The sequence below is a fragment of the Microbispora cellulosiformans genome (assembly GCF_008728085.1).
Lineage (GTDB): Bacteria > Actinomycetota > Actinomycetes > Streptosporangiales > Streptosporangiaceae > Microbispora > Microbispora amethystogenes.
Map to the genome: position 1 here is coordinate 22,854 of NZ_VYTZ01000007.1, position 17,214 is coordinate 40,067.

Annotated in this window: 17 protein-coding genes; 10 read left to right on the forward strand and 7 right to left on the reverse strand. The window is 72.3% G+C overall.

Translation table 11 applies throughout. The features are described 5' to 3' along the window. Positions 1–21: 21 nt before the first annotated feature. On the forward strand, positions 22–933 hold the full coding sequence (locus tag F5972_RS19910) for a coiled-coil domain-containing protein (RefSeq protein ID WP_225311671.1): 912 nt from the start codon (positions 22–24) through the stop codon (positions 931–933). Positions 934–975: 42 nt separating this feature from the next. Here F5972_RS19910 and F5972_RS19915 read toward each other — a convergent pair whose 3' ends face one another. Beyond that, positions 976–1,929: a MerR family transcriptional regulator gene (locus F5972_RS19915; RefSeq protein WP_150935110.1), complete on the reverse strand. Its 954-nt coding sequence runs from the start codon at positions 1,927–1,929 to the stop codon at positions 976–978. A gap of 101 nt (positions 1,930–2,030) precedes the next feature. Between F5972_RS19915 and F5972_RS19920 the strand changes: the two genes are divergently transcribed. Next, positions 2,031–2,540 (forward strand): DinB family protein, encoded by a 510-nt coding sequence (locus tag F5972_RS19920; protein WP_150935111.1) that lies wholly within the window; start codon positions 2,031–2,033, stop codon positions 2,538–2,540. Positions 2,541–2,589: 49 nt separating this feature from the next. On the opposite strand, the gene F5972_RS19925 is transcribed toward F5972_RS19920, so the two are convergent. Continuing rightward, the gene (locus tag F5972_RS19925) at positions 2,590–3,894 is read right to left on the reverse strand and encodes a M50 family metallopeptidase (RefSeq protein ID WP_150935112.1); all 1,305 of its coding nucleotides are present in this window, start codon (positions 3,892–3,894) and stop codon (positions 2,590–2,592) included. 191 nt (positions 3,895–4,085) lie between these two features. Between F5972_RS19925 and F5972_RS19930 the strand changes: the two genes are divergently transcribed. Then, on the forward strand, positions 4,086–4,691 hold the full coding sequence (locus F5972_RS19930) for a response regulator transcription factor (RefSeq protein WP_150935113.1): 606 nt from the start codon (positions 4,086–4,088) through the stop codon (positions 4,689–4,691). Positions 4,692–4,710: 19 nt separating this feature from the next. On the opposite strand, the gene F5972_RS19935 is transcribed toward F5972_RS19930, so the two are convergent. Then, positions 4,711–5,823, reverse strand: a complete 1,113-nt coding sequence (locus tag F5972_RS19935; RefSeq protein WP_150935114.1) for a PP2C family protein-serine/threonine phosphatase — start codon at positions 5,821–5,823, stop codon at positions 4,711–4,713. A 193-nt stretch (positions 5,824–6,016) separates the two neighbouring features. On the opposite strand from F5972_RS19935, the gene F5972_RS37355 reads away from it, so the two are divergent. After that, on the forward strand, positions 6,017–6,181 hold the full coding sequence (locus F5972_RS37355) for a hypothetical protein (protein ID WP_191910227.1): 165 nt from the start codon (positions 6,017–6,019) through the stop codon (positions 6,179–6,181). 77 nt (positions 6,182–6,258) lie between these two features. Here the strand turns inward: F5972_RS37355 and F5972_RS19940 are convergent, their stop codons facing one another. After that, entirely contained in the window at positions 6,259–6,729 is a 471-nt protein-coding gene (locus tag F5972_RS19940) for a ribose-5-phosphate isomerase (protein ID WP_150935115.1), read from the reverse strand. A gap of 111 nt (positions 6,730–6,840) precedes the next feature. On the opposite strand from F5972_RS19940, the gene def reads away from it, so the two are divergent. After that, positions 6,841–7,329, forward strand: a complete 489-nt coding sequence (def, locus tag F5972_RS19945; RefSeq protein WP_150935116.1) for a peptide deformylase — start codon at positions 6,841–6,843, stop codon at positions 7,327–7,329. A gap of 7 nt (positions 7,330–7,336) precedes the next feature. On the opposite strand, the gene F5972_RS19950 is transcribed toward def, so the two are convergent. Then, on the reverse strand, positions 7,337–8,743 hold the full coding sequence (locus F5972_RS19950; protein ID WP_150935117.1) for an aldehyde dehydrogenase family protein: 1,407 nt from the start codon (positions 8,741–8,743) through the stop codon (positions 7,337–7,339). 202 nt (positions 8,744–8,945) lie between these two features. On the opposite strand from F5972_RS19950, the gene pepN reads away from it, so the two are divergent. Then, positions 8,946–11,510, forward strand: coding sequence for an aminopeptidase N (gene pepN / locus F5972_RS19955; protein ID WP_150935118.1), 2,565 nt, complete (start codon positions 8,946–8,948; stop codon positions 11,508–11,510). 104 nt (positions 11,511–11,614) lie between these two features. On the opposite strand, the gene F5972_RS37360 is transcribed toward pepN, so the two are convergent. Continuing rightward, positions 11,615–11,776: a hypothetical protein gene (locus tag F5972_RS37360; protein WP_191910228.1), complete on the reverse strand. Its 162-nt coding sequence runs from the start codon at positions 11,774–11,776 to the stop codon at positions 11,615–11,617. Between F5972_RS37360 and F5972_RS19960 the strand changes: the two genes are divergently transcribed. Genes F5972_RS19960 through F5972_RS19970 form a run of 3 tightly spaced genes read left to right on the forward strand, consistent with a single transcriptional unit; the run spans position 11,775 to position 14,776 of the window. Then, on the forward strand, positions 11,775–12,317 hold the full coding sequence (locus F5972_RS19960) for a LemA family protein (protein ID WP_150935533.1): 543 nt from the start codon (positions 11,775–11,777) through the stop codon (positions 12,315–12,317). The genes F5972_RS37360 and F5972_RS19960 overlap by 2 nt on opposite strands. Positions 12,318–12,319: 2 nt before the next feature. After that, the gene (locus tag F5972_RS19965; RefSeq protein ID WP_150935119.1) at positions 12,320–13,798 is read left to right on the forward strand and encodes a DUF2207 family protein; all 1,479 of its coding nucleotides are present in this window, start codon (positions 12,320–12,322) and stop codon (positions 13,796–13,798) included. 9 nt (positions 13,799–13,807) lie between these two features. Continuing rightward, positions 13,808–14,776 (forward strand): hypothetical protein, encoded by a 969-nt coding sequence (locus tag F5972_RS19970; RefSeq protein WP_150935120.1) that lies wholly within the window; start codon positions 13,808–13,810, stop codon positions 14,774–14,776. Positions 14,777–14,780: 4 nt separating this feature from the next. On the opposite strand, the gene F5972_RS19975 is transcribed toward F5972_RS19970, so the two are convergent. Beyond that, entirely contained in the window at positions 14,781–16,208 is a 1,428-nt protein-coding gene (locus F5972_RS19975) for an amidase (protein ID WP_150935121.1), read from the reverse strand. A gap of 273 nt (positions 16,209–16,481) precedes the next feature. Between F5972_RS19975 and F5972_RS19980 the strand changes: the two genes are divergently transcribed. Beyond that, positions 16,482–17,183 (forward strand): nuclease-related domain-containing protein, encoded by a 702-nt coding sequence (locus F5972_RS19980; protein ID WP_225311672.1) that lies wholly within the window; start codon positions 16,482–16,484, stop codon positions 17,181–17,183. The last annotated feature ends 31 nt before the right edge of the window (positions 17,184–17,214 follow it).

The following is a 17,214-nucleotide window of genomic DNA, read 5'->3' on the forward strand; positions in this document are numbered from 1 at the left end:
GCGTTCCCCCTGGCCGCAGGCGTGCTCACCGCCGCGGCCCTCGTCCTCGGCACTGCCGCCGGGGGCACCGCCGCCCCCAAGCCGACGGAGAAGCAGCTCAAGAAGCAACTCGCCGGCCTGCAGAAGAAGGTCGACCGGCTCATCGCCGACTACAACGCCAAGCGGGTCGCGCTCGCCAAGGCACGCGACGACGAGGCGGCGGCGCGCGCCCGCGTGAGCAGGGCGGAGGCCGACTACACGGCGACCCTCGACGAGGTCCGGGAGTTCGTCAGGCTGCGGTACCAGACCGACAGCGTGCGCGTCCTGCCCAACCTGACCGTCTCCGCGGTGGCCTACCAGCTCAAGGAGGAACAGGCCGCGAGGCTCGCGCGCGTGGACGAGGTCCGCGCCGAACGGCAGAAGGCCGCCGAGGCGGCGAAGGCGCTCACCGCGTCGCTGAAGTCGCAGGCCGCGGAGGTCGCCGGCCAGCGCCGGGAGGCCGAGAAGCTCATCGACGACATCCAGGACAAGATCGACCGCCTGGTCCCGATCGCCCCGGGCCGGAGGGCGAGCGGCTCGTGGGCGCCCGAGCTGCCGGCCGGAGCCGACAACATCACGCCCCGGATGCGGCTGATGCGGTCCGAGGTGGAAAGCCACTTCGATCTGGGCTTCCCGGTCGGCTGTTACCGGGCCGAGAACAGCGGCGAGCACCCCCTCGGCCGCGCCTGCGACTTCATGATGAGCTCGGGCGGCTCCATGCCCTCGGCGCAGATGCAGGCGCTCGGCGACAGCCTGGCCGCCTGGGCCATCAAGAACGGCCCGAAGCTCGGCGTGATGTACGTGATCTGGCGGCAACGCATCTACAACCTCGGTCATCCCGGCTGGCGCCCGATGTCCGACCGCGGCGGCGTCACCGCCAACCACTACGACCACGTCCACATCTCGATGTACTAGCGAACCGCGCCGGCGCTTCGATGGCGGCCGCCGGGTGCGGGACTACCGCGCGCGGGACTGCTGCCCGGTGTGCGTGCGCAGGGCGTCCGCGAACCACGTGAACACCGGTGCGAGGCTTGGCGGGGCGGGCCATCCGTTGATGACGGCCAGCAGGTGCCAATAGCGTTCCGCGCGGGGATCGCCGCCGATCTCCAGGCGCGTCAGCAGCCAGCGGCGCAAGCCGGCGTCGTCGGCTCGGCCGAAGGTCTGCGCGTACCGGGCGGTGAGGGCGTCGACGACGGGTGCGGCCTCGGCCGAACCCGGGGCTATACCGGCATCGAGCACGCGGCCGACGCTCTCGCGGACGGTTTCGGTGAGATCGTGGTGGAGGCCGGTGCGGTCGCCCTGCGCCCGCTGGGCCGCCTGGTACTCCGCCATGCGGCGGACGGCGGCGCGGAAGTCGGGATCCTGGGTGAGCTCGGCGAGTTCCACCCAGGCGTCGACCTGTTCGGGTTCGGGGTCGTCCGGCAGTTCGGGCATGGTCGAGCGCATCATGGCGACGAACTCGGCGTTGGCGTCGAGCCCGCCGAAGGTGTCGTCGATGAAGCCGGTGATCAGGCGCCGGCGTTCGTCGTCGGAGAGCTTGGCGAGTTTGTGCATGAGGTCCATCTCCTCGGGGGTGGAGCCCCGCTTGGCTACCGCGCGCAGTACGGCGCGCCGCAGCCGGAGGGTGCGGATCTGCACCTCCAGTGCGTCGGCGTGCGCGGCCGCGACCTCGGGCACCGAGACCTCCCGCTCCAGCACCTGCCGGATGACAGCGAGGTCGAGCCCCAGATCACGCAGGGTGCGCACCAGGTCCAGACGCGCGAGCGCGCCGATGTCGTAAAGCCGGTAGCCGCCCGGGCTGCGGTCTGCCGGCGGCACGATTCCGGTGTCGGAGTAGAACCGGATGGCCTTGACCGTCAGGCCGGTCCGCCGGGCCAGGGCTCCGATCGTGAAGAACGTGTCGCCGTCCATGCCTGCACTCTCGCGTCTCCCCCTACGGGAGACTCAAGCCCAGTCTCCCCGCGGGCGGTAATGAAGTGGCCGGCCGCCGGGGACCGGGGAAGGATGGCGGGATGACCGACACACGTACCGATCCTCCGACCGCCGCGGGCGAGCGCGAGACGCTGCGCGCCTTCCTCGACTATCACCGCCAGACGCTGGCCCTGAAGTGCGAGGGGCTGACCGAGGAGCAGCTGCGACTGCGCTCCACCCCGCCGTCGTCCATGTCACTGCTCGGCCTCGTACGGCACATGGCCGACGTCGAGCGGAGCTGGTTCCGGCGGCGGCTCGCCGGCGACGACCTCGGGGGCATCTACTGGAGCGACGACGATCCGGACGGCGAGTTCGACAACGTGGACACGGCGTCCGCCGAGGAGGCCTTCGCCACCTGGCATGGGGAGATCGAGCACGCGCGGGCGGCCGAGGCGGCCTGCGCGGACCTGGACGCGATGACGAAGACGGCCCGCCAGGGCGACCACTACTCCCTGCGCTGGATCATGGTCCACATGATCGAGGAGTACGCGCGGCACAACGGCCACGCGGACCTGATGCGCGAGCGCATCGACGGGGCGACGGGCGAGTAGGGACCCGCGCGCCGGGCCGGGTCCGCCCGGCCCGGCCCGTTCAGCCCGTTCAGCCCGAGATGCGGACGGGGTTCACCAGGTCGGCGTAGATGAGAAGGCCGCCCATGACGACCAGCAGGGCCGCCATGACGTACGTCAGCGGGAGCGCCTTGGCGACGTCCACGTAGCCCGGCATCGGCCGGCGGCGCACCCGGGCGAAGGCCCGCTTGACGCCCTCCCACAGGCCGCCGGCGATGTGGCCGCCGTCCAGCGGCAGCAGGGGGACGAGGTTGAACATGCCGACCGCGAGGTTCAGCCCGGCCAGCAGGCTGATGAACACCTCGATCTTGCTGTCGATGGGGATGTCCGACGCGGCGATCTCGCCGCCGATGCGGCCGGCGCCGACGATGCCGATCGGCCCGTTCGGGTCGCGCTTCTCCCCCGAGAACGCGGCGTTCCACACGCCGACCATCTTCTTGGGGATGTTGACCATGGCGGCGGCGGTCCGCTCGGTCAGGTCCCACATCTGACCGACGACGTAGCCGGGGCCCTGCTTCTCCACGACGACCGTCGGGCTGACGCCGAGGAAGCCGACGTTCCTGTCCACCTTGTCGGGGTCGGTCTGCGAGGGCATGTCCTGCGCGATCAGGTCGACGTCCAGCGTCGTGCTCCGGCCGTCGCGCTCGATGCCGAGCGTCGTCGCCCCGGCGCCGTGCGACCGGATCAGCCGGGTCGCCGCCTCCCAGCTGGCGACCGGCGTGCCGCCGACGGCGACGATCCGGTCCCCCGGCCGCAGCCCAGCCTTCGCTGCGGGCGTCAGCGGGTCGCCGGGCCCGCAGTCCCGGTGCGCGGCCTCGGCTGCCGGGATCGCGCACTTGGACACCGAGGAGACGACCGGCTTCATGGTCCGCACGCCGAAGCCCATCATCACGACCGCGAACAGCACGAACGCGAGCACGAAGTTCATCGCGGGGCCGCCGGTCATGATGATGACCTTCTGCCACCAGGGCTTGCGGAAGAAGACGCGGTTCTCGTCGCCCGGCCGGATCTCCTCCGAGGCGACCGCCCGGGCGTTCTCGATGAGCCCCTGCCAGGGGCCCGTCGAGACGCTGCGCAGCTTGCCGGGGTCGTCGGAGGGGCGCGGCGGGAGCATGCCGACCATGCGGATGTAGCCGCCCAGCGGGATCCACTTCACGCCGTACTCGGTCTCGCCGCGCCGGCGCGACCACAGCGTCGGCCCGAAGCCGACCATGTACTGCGTCACGCGGACGCCGAACAGCTTGGCCGGGACCAGGTGCCCGATCTCGTGCAGCGCGATGGAGACCAGCAGACCGACGAAGACGATCACGAATCCGGCCACGATGAGCCAGCTCATCAGCGCGTACCCCCGAGTCGGAGAAGGTGCCGTGGCAGTCGTCGCACCCTCCGAGAGTAGCCCACCGGAACAGGGGCGCGACCTTCTCCGGCGAACCGGCGCGTTGCACATACATGGCCTAACCTGGACACTCCGTTGACAGTACGCAATTGGTCGATCACCCTTTGAGAGACCGTCCAGAGGGGAGCGTCTTGATCCGGATCCTGGTAGCCGAACACCTTCCGCTGGTGCGGCGAGGCCTGGTCGCCTCCCTCGAAGGGGAGAGCGACCTGACGGTGGTCGCGGACGTCGGGTCCGGTGAGGACATCGTGCCCGCCGCCCTCGACGTACGGCCCGACGCCGCCGTCGTCGACGCGGACCTGCCGGGCGCGGACGGGCCGAGCCTGGCCGCGCGGCTCGTCGAGAAGGCGCCCAGATGCCGGGTGATGCTGCTGTCGGCCCAGCCGAACCCCGGCCACCTCAAGCGGGCCTTCGCGGCCGGGGCCCTCGGCTACCTGAGCATCGAGGTGGGCCCCGAGCAGCTCGCCGACGGGATCCGGCGGATCATCGCCGGGCGCCGGGTCGTCGACTCCGAGCTCGCGGTCGCGGCCCTGGAGGCCGCCGAGTGCCCCCTCACGCCCCGGGAGCACGAGGTGCTGCGCCTCGCGGCGGGCGGCGCGCGTTCGAAGGAGATCGCCGCCGAGCTGGGCCTGTCCGCCGGCACGGTGCGCAACCACCTGTCGCGCGTCCTGGTGAAGACCGGGGCGCGCAACCGGGTGGACGCCGTCCGCATCGCCACCGAGTACGGCTGGTTGTAGGGACCCCTCCCGGCGGGTCTCAGGGGCGCCAGATGAGGACGAGCGCGCAGTCGTCGTTGTGACCGGACGACATGGCCTGCACGAGCTGCCGCGCCTTGTCCCGGAAGCCCGAGGGCAGCAGCCGCTCGGCCTCTCCCAGCAGCCGGTCGAGCCCGGCGTCGATGTCCCGGCCGGGCTGCTCGATCAGCCCGTCGGTGTACAGCATGAGCGCGTCGCCCTTCCGCAGCACGCCGCTGTCGGTCTCGCAGGCCAGGTCGGGCACGACGCCGAGCACGACTCCCTTGGCCGTGGACACCCGCCAGGTGCCCGACCCGGAGTCGAACCGGACCACCGGCGGGTGCCCGGCGGAGGTGATCGTGTACTCCCCCGTCGACAGGTCGAGCGTCAGGTGGACGGCCGTGACGAACCCCTCGTCGCCGATCTGGCGGTGGAGGTAGGAGTTGCAGGCGGCCAGGAAGTCGTCCACCGAGCCGAGCAGCCCGCCGAACGTGCCGGAGAGCATGAGCGCGCGGGTGCCGGCGTCGACGCCCTTGCCCGACACGTCGACGACGGCGAGCTGGACCCGGTCGCCCTCGCGCATGGAGACGACGAAGTCACCGCCGAAGGACGATCCTCCGGCCTGTTTGAGCACGACCTTGCCGCCCCAGTCCTTGGGCAGCGGCGGCAGCTCGCTCTGCCGCTTGAGCCGGTCGCGCAGCTCCAGCAGCATCGCGTCGCCGCGCAGGCCCTGCACGCCGAGCTTGCCCCGCGTCCGCGCCATCGTCCACGCGAGCGCGGCGGTGAAGCCCATCGTGATCAGCAGGCCCGGGCCGACGGCGAGCACTCCTCTGGTCGATCCCATGTACGCCAGGGACGCCGCGGCCACGCACAGCAGGATGGCCAGGCTGCGCAGGCGGAGCTGGAGGCCGCCGATCAGCGTGACGAGGATCAGCAGCGACGGCGAGAACCAGTACGCCGAGACCTCCGCGTCGAGCACCCCGATGACCACGGTGACCGCGACGAGGGCGATCAGGAGGTATCGGTCCTTCGACCACACCTTTCTGACAAAACGGACCAACGGCACCAGGAGTGGCACGCGCGCCAGAAAGGCGCGCAGCCGTGGAGAGATCAGCGGCGCCGGACGGGAAGTCATGATGGCCTCGACTGTATCCGGACATCCCAGGTGGCGGCACCCGCTTGACCGACGCCCGGGTCGTGTCCCGTGATCTTCTCAGCCTACTCCGGCCGAAGATCACGGGCCACACCCCGATCGCGGTCCCGGCCGCCCGGTGCGGATGTCCGCGCATCCGATCGCACGTTCACGGCCCGGGGCGTACGCTCGCAATATGGCGCTGCAGAGTTTGCAGATCACCGCGACCACGGCCATGCGGGCCCGCGACGTGTCCCGGCCGAGCCGGGAGCAGCAGGAGACCGCCGAGCGGCGGCCGCTGCGCGACGAGACGGCGACCCGGCGGGAGTCCCGCCGGGGTCGTGACCGGGACGGCCGCTGACGCCACCCGTCAGGCGCCCGCCGCCGGGCGGCCTCAGGCGGAGCGCCTTCGGGCTGAGCGTCTTCGGGCTGCTCGGCTCAGGCGGGCAGCGGCGGCAGTTCGCCGGTCGTCTCGTACTCCGCGAGCTGGCGGATCCGCCGGGCGTGCCGCTCGGCGCCCGAGAACGCCGTGCCGAGGAAGACCTCGACGAACCGGGCGGCCTCCTCCGGCGTGTGCATCCGCGCGCCGATGCTGATGACGTTGGCGTCGTTGTGCTCGCGCCCGAGCCGGGCCGTGTCCTCGTTCCAGGCGAGGGCGGCGCGCACCCCGCGCACCTTGTTGGCGGCGATCTGCTCGCCGTTCCCCGAGCCGCCGATCACCACCCCGAGGCTGCCCTCGTCGGCGACGACGCCCTGCGCGGCGCGCAGCACGAACGGCGGGTAGTCGTCCTCCGCGTCGTAGACGTGGGGGCCGCAGTCCTCCACGTCGTGGCCCTGCTCCTTCAGCCAGGAGACCAGGTGGTTCTTGAGCTCGTAGCCGGCATGGTCGGCACCGATGTAGACACGCACGGGACAAGTTTCCCAGACGACTTCTGGCGGACGTGACCCCGGCCTCCACTAAGGTAAGAGACGAACACCGCCAGTGGCTCTTACACCACCTCATGCCGGAGCAGGAGTGTCATGCGCGAGATCCGCTACGTCGGCGACCCCGTCCTGCGTACCCCCGCGGAGCCCGTGACGGACTTCGACAGGGAGCTGCGCCGCCTGGTCGACGAGATGTTCGCGGTGATGTACCAGGCCGACGGCGTGGGACTGGCCGGGCCGCAGATCGGGGTGGGCCGGCGGCTGTTCGTCTACGACATCAGCAACCGCAAGGGCCACGTGGTCAACCCGGAGCTGACGATCGACGACCCGGGAGAGGTCGTCGAGGAGGAGGGCTGCCTGTCGGTGCCGGGCAAGGAGACGGGCAAGCCGCTCTACGCCCCCACCGTCCGCGCCGCCGGGGTCACACTGCGCGGGGTCGACAAGCTCGGCCGGCCCGTGGCGGTCAAGGCCAGGGGCATGCTCGCCCGGTGCTTCCAGCACGAGTTCGACCACCTCGAGGGCACGCTGTACGTCGACCGGCTGGGCAAGGACGAGCGCCGCAAAATCCTGCTCCAGACGCCCTGAGGCGTCCCTACAGCTGGATCGCCTTGGTCTCCAGGAACTCCTCCAGGCCGAACTCCCCCATCTCACGCCCGACGCCCGACTGCTTGTAGCCGCCGAAGGGCGCCATCGGGTTGAACCGGCCGCCGTTGACCGCCACCTGGCCCGTGCGCAGGCGGCGGGCGACCGCGAGCGCCTCCTCCTCGGTGCCCGCCCAGACCGCCCCCGACAGCCCGTACGGCGTGCCGTTGGCGATCTCGACGGCCTCGTCCGCGGTGACGAAGGGAATGATCGACAGCACTGGGCCGAAGATCTCCTCCTGCTCGACGGCCATGCCCGGCGCCACCCCGGCGAAGACCGCGGGCTCGACGTAGTAGCCGCGGCCCACGGGGTTGCCGGTTCCGCCGAGCACGAGGCGCGCCCCCTCCTCCTGGCCCCGGTTGAGGTATCCGATCACCCGGTCGCGCTGGGCCGCGGACACCAGCGGGCCGAGCCGGGTGCCCTCGGCGAACGGGTCGCCCGGGACGTGTTTCGCCGCCGCCTCCACGGCCAGCCGGACCGCCTCGTCGTACTGGTCCAGGTGGACGAGCATCCGGGTCAGCGCCGAGCAGGTCTGGCCGGAGTTCATATAGGCCCCGGCGACCCCGTTCCTCACCGCCTTCTCCAGGTCGGCGCTTGGGAGGATGACGTTCGCCGACTTGCCGCCCAGCTCCAGGGCCACCCGCTTGACCGTCCCGGCCGCGAGGGCGGCGACCCGGCGCCCGGCCCTGGTGGAGCCGGTGAAGGAGACCATGTCCACGCCGGGGTGCGCGGCGACGGCCTCGCCGACCACCGGGCCGTACCCGCTCACCATGTTGAACACGCCGGGCGGCAGACCGGCCTCGTGCAGGATGTCCGCGAACGCGTACGCCGCGAGCGGCGCGACCTCGCTCGGCTTGAGCACCACCGTGCAGCCGGCCGCGAGGGCCGGGGCCACCTTGCAGACGACCTGGTGGAGCGGGTAGTTCCACGGCGTGATCGCGCCGACCACCCCGACCGGCTCGCGGACGATCAGCGAGTTGCCCACCCGCCCGCCGTCGAAGTCGTACCGCTTGGCGAGGTCGGCGTAGGAGGCCAGCACCTCGGCGGGCATCAGCGTCTGCACCTTGAGCGCGAGCGGCAGCGGCGCACCCATGTCGGTGGCGATCGTCGCGGCGATCTCCCGGGCGCGGTCCCTGAGCAGCGCGGCGGCCGTCCCGAGGAGCGCGGCGCGCTCGGCGGGCTCCGCCGCCGCCCAGGACGGGAAGGCGGCACGGGCGGCGGCGACCGCGGACTCCACGTCGGCGGCCGACCCCGCGGGCACCCGGTCCACGATCTCCTCGGTCGCCGGGTTGACGACCTCGACCGCCTCGCGCGAGGAGGACGGCGCCCAGTCCCCGTTCACGTAGATCTGACGCATGTTCCTCATCCTCGCGCCTGCACTGTCAGAACGCGAGCCCCGGCCGGAAGGCCCTGTCAAGAGGACCGTCGAGTGGCTTCCTATTCCGGGTAGGGGCGATGTCGAATCCGTCCTGTGACCGTGACGTGGCAGGATTCATCCATCCCTGTACGCGAAGGGGCGACGGGGAACCGGGGGATTGATCATGCGATGAGGAGTGGGTGTGGCAGGGAATCTGACACGTGACGAGGCTCGGGAGCGTGCTCGGCTGCTCACGGTCCAGTCCTACCAGGTCGAACTCGACCTGACGGAGGGCGAGGAGCGGTACGAGAGCATCACGACGGTCCATTTCACGTCCGACCGGCCGGGGGCGGGCACGTTCATCGACCTGCACGGCGCCCACGTGCGGAAGGTGGTGCTGAACGGCCGGGATCTCGACGTGCGGACCTACGACGCCGACAAGGGCCGCTTCCCGCTGCCTGACCTGGCCGAGCGCAACGAACTGCGCGTCGACGCCGACTGCTCGTACATGCGCACGGGCGAGGGACTGCACCGCTTCGTCGACCCGGTCGACCAGCAGATCTACCTGCACAGCCAGTTCGAGACGGCGGACGCGCACCGGATGTACGCCTGCTTCGACCAGCCCGATCTCAAGGCGACCTTCGAGCTCACCGTCCTCGCGCCCGCCGAGTGGGAGGTCGTGTCGAACGGCTCCCCCGACTCGGTCGAGGAGCTGGAGGAGCACCACGGGCGGCACGGCACGCTGCAGGCCGCCAGGCGCTGGCACTTCCCGCCGACCCCTCCCATGTCGACGTACATCACGGCCCTCATCGCCGGGCCGTACGCGGTGGTGCGGGACGAGCACGACGGCATCCCGCTCGGCATCTACGTGCGGCGCTCGCTGGCCGAGCACCTCGACCCGGAGAACATCTTCGAAGTCACCAAGCAGGGCTTCGACTTCTTCCACCGCGTCTTCGGCCTGCGCTACCCGTTCGGCAAGTACGACCAGCTCTTCGTGCCGGAGTTCAACGCGGGCGCGATGGAGAACGCCGGCGCGGTGACGTTCCTGGAGGACTACGTCTTCCGCTCGCGGGTCACCGACGCGATCATCGAGCGCCGGGCCGAGACGATCCTGCACGAGATGGCCCACATGTGGTTCGGCGACCTCGTCACCATGCGGTGGTGGGACGACCTGTGGCTGAACGAGTCGTTCGCCACCTACATGTCGGTGCTGTGCCAGGCCGAGGCCACCCGCTGGGGCCAGGGCGCGTGGACGACGTTCGCCAACGTTGAGAAGTCCTGGGCCTACCGGCAGGACCAGCTCCCCTCCACCCACCCCATCGCGGCCGACATCCCCGACATGCAGGCCGTCGAGGTCAACTTCGACGGCATCACGTACGCCAAGGGCGCCTCGGTCCTCAAGCAGCTCGTCGCCTACGTCGGGCTGGACAACTTCCTCGCCGGCGTGCGCGACTACTTCAACGAGCACGCCTGGAAGAACACCACCCTGCAGGACCTGCTGTCGGCGCTGGAGCGCACCTCCGGCCGCGACCTGTCGTCCTGGTCGAAGGAGTGGCTGGAGACCTCCGGCGTCAACACCCTGCGGCCGTCGTTCACCACCGACGACGAGGGCCGGTTCCTCGGCTTCGAGGTCCTGCAGGAGGCGACGCCCGAGCACCCGACGCTGCGCTCGCACCGCGTCGCCGTCGGCCTGTACTCCCTGCAGGAGGGCGTGCTCACCAGGACCCGGCGGGTCGAGCTCGACATCGTCGGGGCGCGCACCGCCGTGCCCGAGCTGGTCGGCGAGACCCGGCCCGACCTCGTGCTGATCAACGACGACGACCTCACGTACGCGAAGATCCGGCTCGACGAGCGGTCGCTGCAGACGCTCGTGAACGGCGGGATCACCGCGTTCACCGAGTCGCTGCCGCGCGCCCTGTGCTGGTCGGCCGCCTGGGACATGACCCGGGACGCCGAGATGGCCACCCGCGACTACATCCGGCTGGTCGTGTCAGGCATCGACTCGGTGCGCGACATCACCGTGGTGCAGACGGTGCTGCGCCAGGCCCGCCAGGCCGTGCAGCAGTACGCCGACCCGGCGTGGCGGGCGACCGGCCTGGGCGAGCTCGCCGGCGCGCTGCGCCGTCTCGTCGCCTCGGCGGAGCCGGGCTCGGACCACCAGCTCGCCTACGTCAACGCCCTGGCCGCGACCGCGACCTCCGAGGAGGACCTGGCGTTCCTCAAGGGCGTGCTGGACGGCACCGAGGTGCCCGAGGGCCTGGCCGTCGACACCGACCTGCGCTGGACGCTCGTCCACGGGCTGGTGTCCCGCGGGGTCCTCGGCGCCGCCGACATCGACGCCGAGCTGGCCCGCGACGCCACCGCGACCGGCGAGCGCTCGGCGGCCAACGCCCGGGCGGCGATCCCGGACGCGGAGGCCAAGGCCCGGTCCTGGGCGGCCATCGTGGGCGGCGAGCTGAGCGGCGCCCTGCTGCGCTCCACGATCCTCGGCTTCGTGGACCCGCACCACCCCGAGCTGCTGGAGCCGTACGGCGACCGGTACTTCGAGGAGGTCGGGCGGATCTGGACCAAGTGGACCTCCGACATGGCGCAGAACTTCGCGATCGGGTGCTACCCGGCCCTGCTGATCCGCCCGGAGACCGTGGCGAGGACGCAGGACCTCATCAGCGCCCAGCAGCCGCCGCACGCGCTGCGGCGGCTGCTCCTGGAGGGCGCCGACGGCGTCAGCCGGGCGCTGCGGGCCCAGGCCCGCGACGCCTCTGAGTGACGAGTTGGCCCGCCCGGCCGCCTCGTGAGGGAGGGCCGGGCGGGTGAAAGCGGGGCGCAAGCCCGGTGCAAGAGCACCGGAGTGACATGAGGGGGCCGGGCCGTTCACCCGGCGCGGGCGCGGCGGGCCCCCTCCGCCGCGCCCCGCCGCCCGCCATCCCGGCCGTACGGCGTGCCCCCACCGGCGCGCGTGCGGACGGCGGCGGGTCTTCCCAGGGTGAACGGCCACGGATCGTCGTCCGTGCAGGAGGCCCCCGTGATCCCCATGATCGTCACCCTCGCCGTCGTGGCCGTCCTCGTCGCCACGCTCGTCTCCGTCTACAACCGCCTCGTGCGTGGCCGCAACTCCGTCGACAACGCCTGGGCGCAGATCGACGTGCAGCTCAAGCGCCGCCGCGACCTCGTCCCCAACCTCGTGGAGACCGTCAAGGGCTACGCCGCCCACGAGCGGGCCACGCTGGAGTCCGTCGTCGCGGCCCGCTCCCGGGCGATCGGCGCCCAGGGCCCCGCGGAGCAGGCGGCGGCCGAGAACATGCTGTCCGGCGCGCTGAAGAGCCTGTTCGCCGTGGCGGAGGCCTACCCCGGCCTCAAGGCGAGCGGCAACTTCCTGGAGCTGCAGCAGGAGCTCGCCACCACCGAGAACCGGATCGCCTACTCGCGGCAGTACTACAACGACGCCGTGCTGACCTACAACAACGCGATCCAGACGGTGCCCGCCAACATCGTGGCGGGCATGACCGGCTTCACGCCCCGCGAGTACTTCCGGGCTCCCGGCGAGGAGCGCGGTCCCGTACAGGTCAGGTTCTGATCATGGTCATGGTCGCCTGGACGGCCGCCGCGGCGGTGACCGGCCTGTGGCTGCTGCTCCTGCTCGCGCTCGCCGCGGCGACGAGGAACCCGGACGTCGAGGCGGGGCCGGCCACCGCGAACCTCGCCCCCCAGTCCCCCGCGGTGGTCGACCTGATCACCGGCGGCTGGCGGCTGTGTGACGAGGCGGTCTCGGCGACCCTGCTGGACCTCGCCGCGAGGGGCGTCGTCGGCGTCGAGGAGATCGGGCCGGAGCTGTCGCTCGTCCGGATGCGGCGCGACCCGGGCGGCCTGCGCCCGTACGAACGGCTCGTCTACGACCACGTCCGCTCGCTGGCCGTCGACGGGGTGGTGGCCACGGGCGCGCTGGCCGAGGGCTCGCGCGACCTCGGCCGGTGGTGGAAGAGCTTCCGCCGGAAGGTGATCACCGAGGCCCGGGAGCAGGGGCTGTCCCGGCCGCGCTGGAGCAGGGCGCACGCGACGCTCCTCACCGCCGTGGCCGCGCTGCCCGCGGCGGTGATCGGCGTCGCGGCGAACATCTCCGACAAGGACCACGAGGCCGGGGTGGGCGCGGCGGTCGTCTCCTTCGCCGGTCTCCTCGCACTCATGGGGCGGCTGAACGGCGAGCGCGGCACGGCCGAGGGGGCCAGGGCCGCCGCCCACTGGCTCGGCGTCCGCGCGCACCTGGGGACGACCGGGCGGTTCGCCGAGCAGCCCGCCGCCTCGGTCACGATCTGGGGCCGCCACCTCGCGTACGCCGCCGCCCTCGGCCTGGCGCCGCGGGCCGTCACGAGCCTGCCGGTCGGCACCCCGGCCGACGACAGCCGGGCGTGGTCCGACTACGGCGGCATGTGGCACGTCGTCAACGTCCGCTATCCGTCCCGCCTCCTGTGGGGCCGGCCACCGGGCTCGGCCGTCGTGCGGGGCCTCGTGGCCGGCTGGTTCACCGGCTTCCCCACCTGGGTGCTCCTGGTGGCGGCCTCCGCCTTCGGCGTGTGGCCGGACGGGCTCGTCGTACCCGCCGCCCTCGCCGTGGGCCTGGCGGTCGCCGGCCCGCCGATCCTGTTCGCGCTCTCCGACCTGACCGGCCCGGTCACCGTGGAGGGCCAGGTCGTACGGCTGCGGCGCTTCCGCGACGGCGGCAAGGGCGGCGACAACGCCAAATGGACCTACTGGTGCGCGATCGACGAGGGGCGCGCCCGCGAGGTCGGGGCGATGTGCCTGAGCGGGGAGATGTGGGAGCCCCTGCGCGAGGGCGACCGGGTGCGGGCCGTGGCGGGCCGGAGAACCGGCTGGATCAGGCGGATCGAGGTGATCGAGGGCTCGCGCCTGCGGAACGCCGCCTCCTACGACGACACCGGCGAGCACCTGATGGACGCGCCGGAGAACCTGGGCGAGGTGCGGATCCTGCCCGATCCCCACGCCGACGGGCCCACTGATCCTGATCGAACCCGCCCATACCGCCACCGGCGTCGTGAGTAGGGTCGTCGGGTGCACTCAGCCCGAGACCTGTTGATCGCCCTGGCCCGGAGGTACTCGTTCGGCGACGTCGGCGCGCTCGCGCCGGCCGTGCTCGGGGAGGACGCCCGGGCGGCCCGCGTGGCGTCGGTCTGCGAGTTCGGCCAGCGGCTGCTCACACTCGACGCCGAGGACTTCGCGGCCGAGATCGACGCCCAGACGGTGCCCGCCGGCCTGCGCCGGCGTGCCCGCGCGTGTCACATGCCGCAGACGCCGAGGGAGCAGCCGCGGGGCGCGCTCGACTCGCTGCGCCCGGCGTACGCGCTGCTCCTGGAGGTGATCGAGGCCCGCTGGCGGCGGCGCGAGCTGAGCTCGATGATCGCGGCCGTGCACATCTGCGGCGAGTATCTCCCGCTGCTGGCCTTCGAGCCCGCGCTCGGGCACGCGGGCGACCCCGCCCGGTGGCCGGAGGGCCTGCGCGCCCCCGGCAGCAGGTTCGGGGCCATGGCCGACCGCGAGTGCGACCACACGCGGGCCGAGCGGTCGGCGGCCGAACGCACGCTGCGGGTGGCGGTGGAGCCGCCCACGGGCTGGCGGGCCTACTTCGACCGGCAGCACAGCCAGGTGGCCGGGGCCCTCGGCACCTGCGCGGGCCGGTGCCGCACCCCCTGCCCGGCCCTCGACTGGGTGCCGGACCCCGGCGACCTGGCGGCGCGCTGCCGCGTCGCGCTGGCCTTCGCCGAGACCCCGCTCGTACGGCTGCGGCACGCCGCCCCGGTCGGTCACGGGTTCGGCGTGCCGTCGCCGGAGGAGACGCTGGAGGCGTGGGACCGCAGCCGGGCCGCGCTGGCCAAGCACGACGCGGCCGGCGCGGTCGCCGCGGACGACGGCTTCCCGCTGCCGGGGCTGCCCGCCCTGATCTCCGCCGTGGCGGCGGCGCCGGTGCGTCCCGCCACGCTACTCGCCGACGTCTCCGCGCACGTCGTGGAGCTCCTGCGTTAGGTCGTCACCACATGGACGGCCTGCGGTCGCCCCAGAATCCGCCGACGGACGCCTCCACCTGCGACGACAGCGAGATGAGGGTGCCCTCGTCGCCGTACCGGCCGGCCAGCATGACGCCGACGGGCAGGCCGCCGGGCGTCCAGTGCAGCGGGAGGTTGACGGCGGGCTGGCCGCTCACGTTGTAGATGGCGGCGAAGGGCGCGAACCGCTTCATCCGCTCGAACGTCTCCTCCGGGGAGTCGACGTCCTCGAACCAGCCCACCGGCACGGGCGGCTGGGTGACGGTCGGCGACAGCACCGCGTCGTAGGTGTCGGTGACGAGCATCGCGAACCGGGTGGCGAGCTGGAGCGCCGACTGCGCGTGCAGGAACTCGGGCGCCGAGAGCGCGTGGCCCCGCTCGCGCAGCCAGGCGGTGAGCGGGCGCAGCTTCGGTTCGAGCTCCTTCGAGACGGGGTGGATGCACGCGAAGCTGAACCACAGCTTGACGAACTCGGGCACGATGTCCGGGCCGAACGGCGGCGCGATCTCCTCCACCTCGTGACCGAGCGCCTCCAGCGCCGCCGAGGCGCTCTCGTACGCCGCGAGCACGTCGGGGTGGACCTCCGCGCCGGGCACGGCGGGCTCGGCGAACCTGGCGATCCGCAGCCGGCCCGGGTCGCGCCCCACGTAGGCCGAGAACGAGCCGAGCGCGGGCGGCGGCGCGTGGTAGAGGTCGCCGGGGTTGTGGTGGGCCATCGCGTCGAGCAGCGCCGCGGCGTCGGCGACGTTCCGGGCCAGCGGCCCATTGGTGGACAGCCCCGCCAGATCGGGGACGATCGGGGCGAAGGAGATCCGGCCCCGGCTGGGCTTGATGCCGTACAGGCCGCAGACGGAGGCGGGGATGCGGATCGATCCCGCGCCGTCGCTGCCGTGGGCGACGGGCGCCAGACCGGCCGCGACGGCCGCCGCGGCGCCTCCGCTCGAACCGCCGGCGGAGCGCCCGGTGTCCCACGGGGTGCGGGCCGGCTCGCTCACGTAGGTCTCGGTGTAGCAGGGCAGGCCGAACTCCGGGGTGCTGGTCTTGCCCAGCATGACCGTGCCGGCCTCTCGCAGCCGCTCGACCACGCTGTCGTCCACCGGGGAGACGAACCCCTCGTAGGTGGCCGAGCCGAAGTAGAGCGGCACGTCCTTGACGAAGTTGAGGTCCTTGATCGGGACGGGCACGCCCAGCAGCGGCGGATGGTCGCCGGCGTCGCCCGCGGCGATCCGGGCCTCCTGCTCGCGGGCCTGGTCGAGGGCCCGCTGGGCGGTCACCGTGACGAACGCCCCCACACCGGAGTCGAGCCGTTCGATCCGCTCCAGGTAGTGCTCGACGATCTCGACGGGGGAGAGTTCACCCGTTCGTACGGCTGCCGCCTGCTCAAGGGCGGTAAGGTCGTGAATGTGCGCCACGCTTCCGAACCGTAGGCCGCCCGGCCGGGGATATCTAGAGAAGATACCCGGCCTTTCGAGCTTCAAATCAGCTCAAGCAGGCAACAAAAGTATGAACCATTCAACACTAGGCAAGCTGTAGACGACTCAACTACCGTGAGTGATGTGGATACCGGTCTAAGGCCAGACGACGGTCACGATACGTCACCCATCTGGGTCGGTGACCAGGCATCGGAGCAGGCGGAGCGCCCTTCGGCCCCACCCGAGGCGGCGGCGCCCCCCGAGTACGCTCCGGTGGAGCGGGCGTCGCTCCGCGGCCTGCTGCAGGACCCGAGATACCGGCACCTGCGCCGGCGCGCCCTGGTGGCGCTCGCCGCGGGGGTGGTGTTCGGCGTGCTGCTGGGCGGCTGGCGGATCGGGCTCACCGCGGCCATCCTCGCGTGGGCCGCCGACTCCGTCTACCGCGCGCGCACCATGTCCACGGTTCCCGCCTGGCGGCGGGCCTCGGCGGCGGAGCGCCGCACCGAGGCCCAGCTCAAGAAGCTGGAGCGGAACGGCTACCTGACGCTGCACGCCCGGGCCATCCCCGGCAGCGAGGCGCAGATCGACCACCTCGTGGTCGGGCCCACCGGCGTGTACGCGGTGGACTCGGAGAAGTGGGACAAGCGGCTGCCCGTGCGGGTCCAGACACACCGCAAGCTCTTCCACGGCCCGTTCAACCGCAAGCCCCGTCTCGATGAGGCCCGGTGGGAGGCGGCGCAGGCCAGCGACCTGATCAGCAAGGCGCTCGGCCGGGAGATCACCGTGGTGCCGTCCCTGGCCATCTACGGGCCGCCGATCCCCTGGCGGATCCTCAACATCCGGGACGTCGACGTCTTCTCCGGCGGCCTGGTCCGCAAGTGGATCACGAAGCGGGAGAGGTCGCTCACCACGGCCGAGATCGACGCGATCTACCGCGCCGCCGAGCGCGTGCTGCCCGCGCGCTACCCCGAGTAGGACGGCGCACCGTCCCGGGACGTGGACACCG

Coding starts and splice junctions, on each gene's coding strand:
- F5972_RS37355 (WP_191910227.1), top strand. CDS start 6,017: ATGGCGCTGCAGAGTTTGCAGATCACCGCGACCACGGCCATGCGGGCC.
- F5972_RS19925 (WP_150935112.1), bottom strand. CDS start 3,894: ATGAGCTGGCTCATCGTGGCCGGATTCGTGATCGTCTTCGTCGGTCTG.
- F5972_RS19960 (WP_150935533.1), top strand. CDS start 11,775: ATGATCGTCACCCTCGCCGTCGTGGCCGTCCTCGTCGCCACGCTCGTC.
- F5972_RS19920 (WP_150935111.1), top strand. CDS start 2,031: ATGACCGACACACGTACCGATCCTCCGACCGCCGCGGGCGAGCGCGAG.
- F5972_RS19915 (WP_150935110.1), bottom strand. CDS start 1,929: ATGGACGGCGACACGTTCTTCACGATCGGAGCCCTGGCCCGGCGGACC.
- def (WP_150935116.1), top strand. CDS start 6,841: ATGCGCGAGATCCGCTACGTCGGCGACCCCGTCCTGCGTACCCCCGCG.
- F5972_RS37360 (WP_191910228.1), bottom strand. CDS start 11,776: ATGGGGATCACGGGGGCCTCCTGCACGGACGACGATCCGTGGCCGTTC.
- F5972_RS19965 (WP_150935119.1), top strand. CDS start 12,320: ATGGTCATGGTCGCCTGGACGGCCGCCGCGGCGGTGACCGGCCTGTGG.
- F5972_RS19950 (WP_150935117.1), bottom strand. CDS start 8,743: ATGCGTCAGATCTACGTGAACGGGGACTGGGCGCCGTCCTCCTCGCGC.
- F5972_RS19935 (WP_150935114.1), bottom strand. CDS start 5,823: ATGACTTCCCGTCCGGCGCCGCTGATCTCTCCACGGCTGCGCGCCTTT.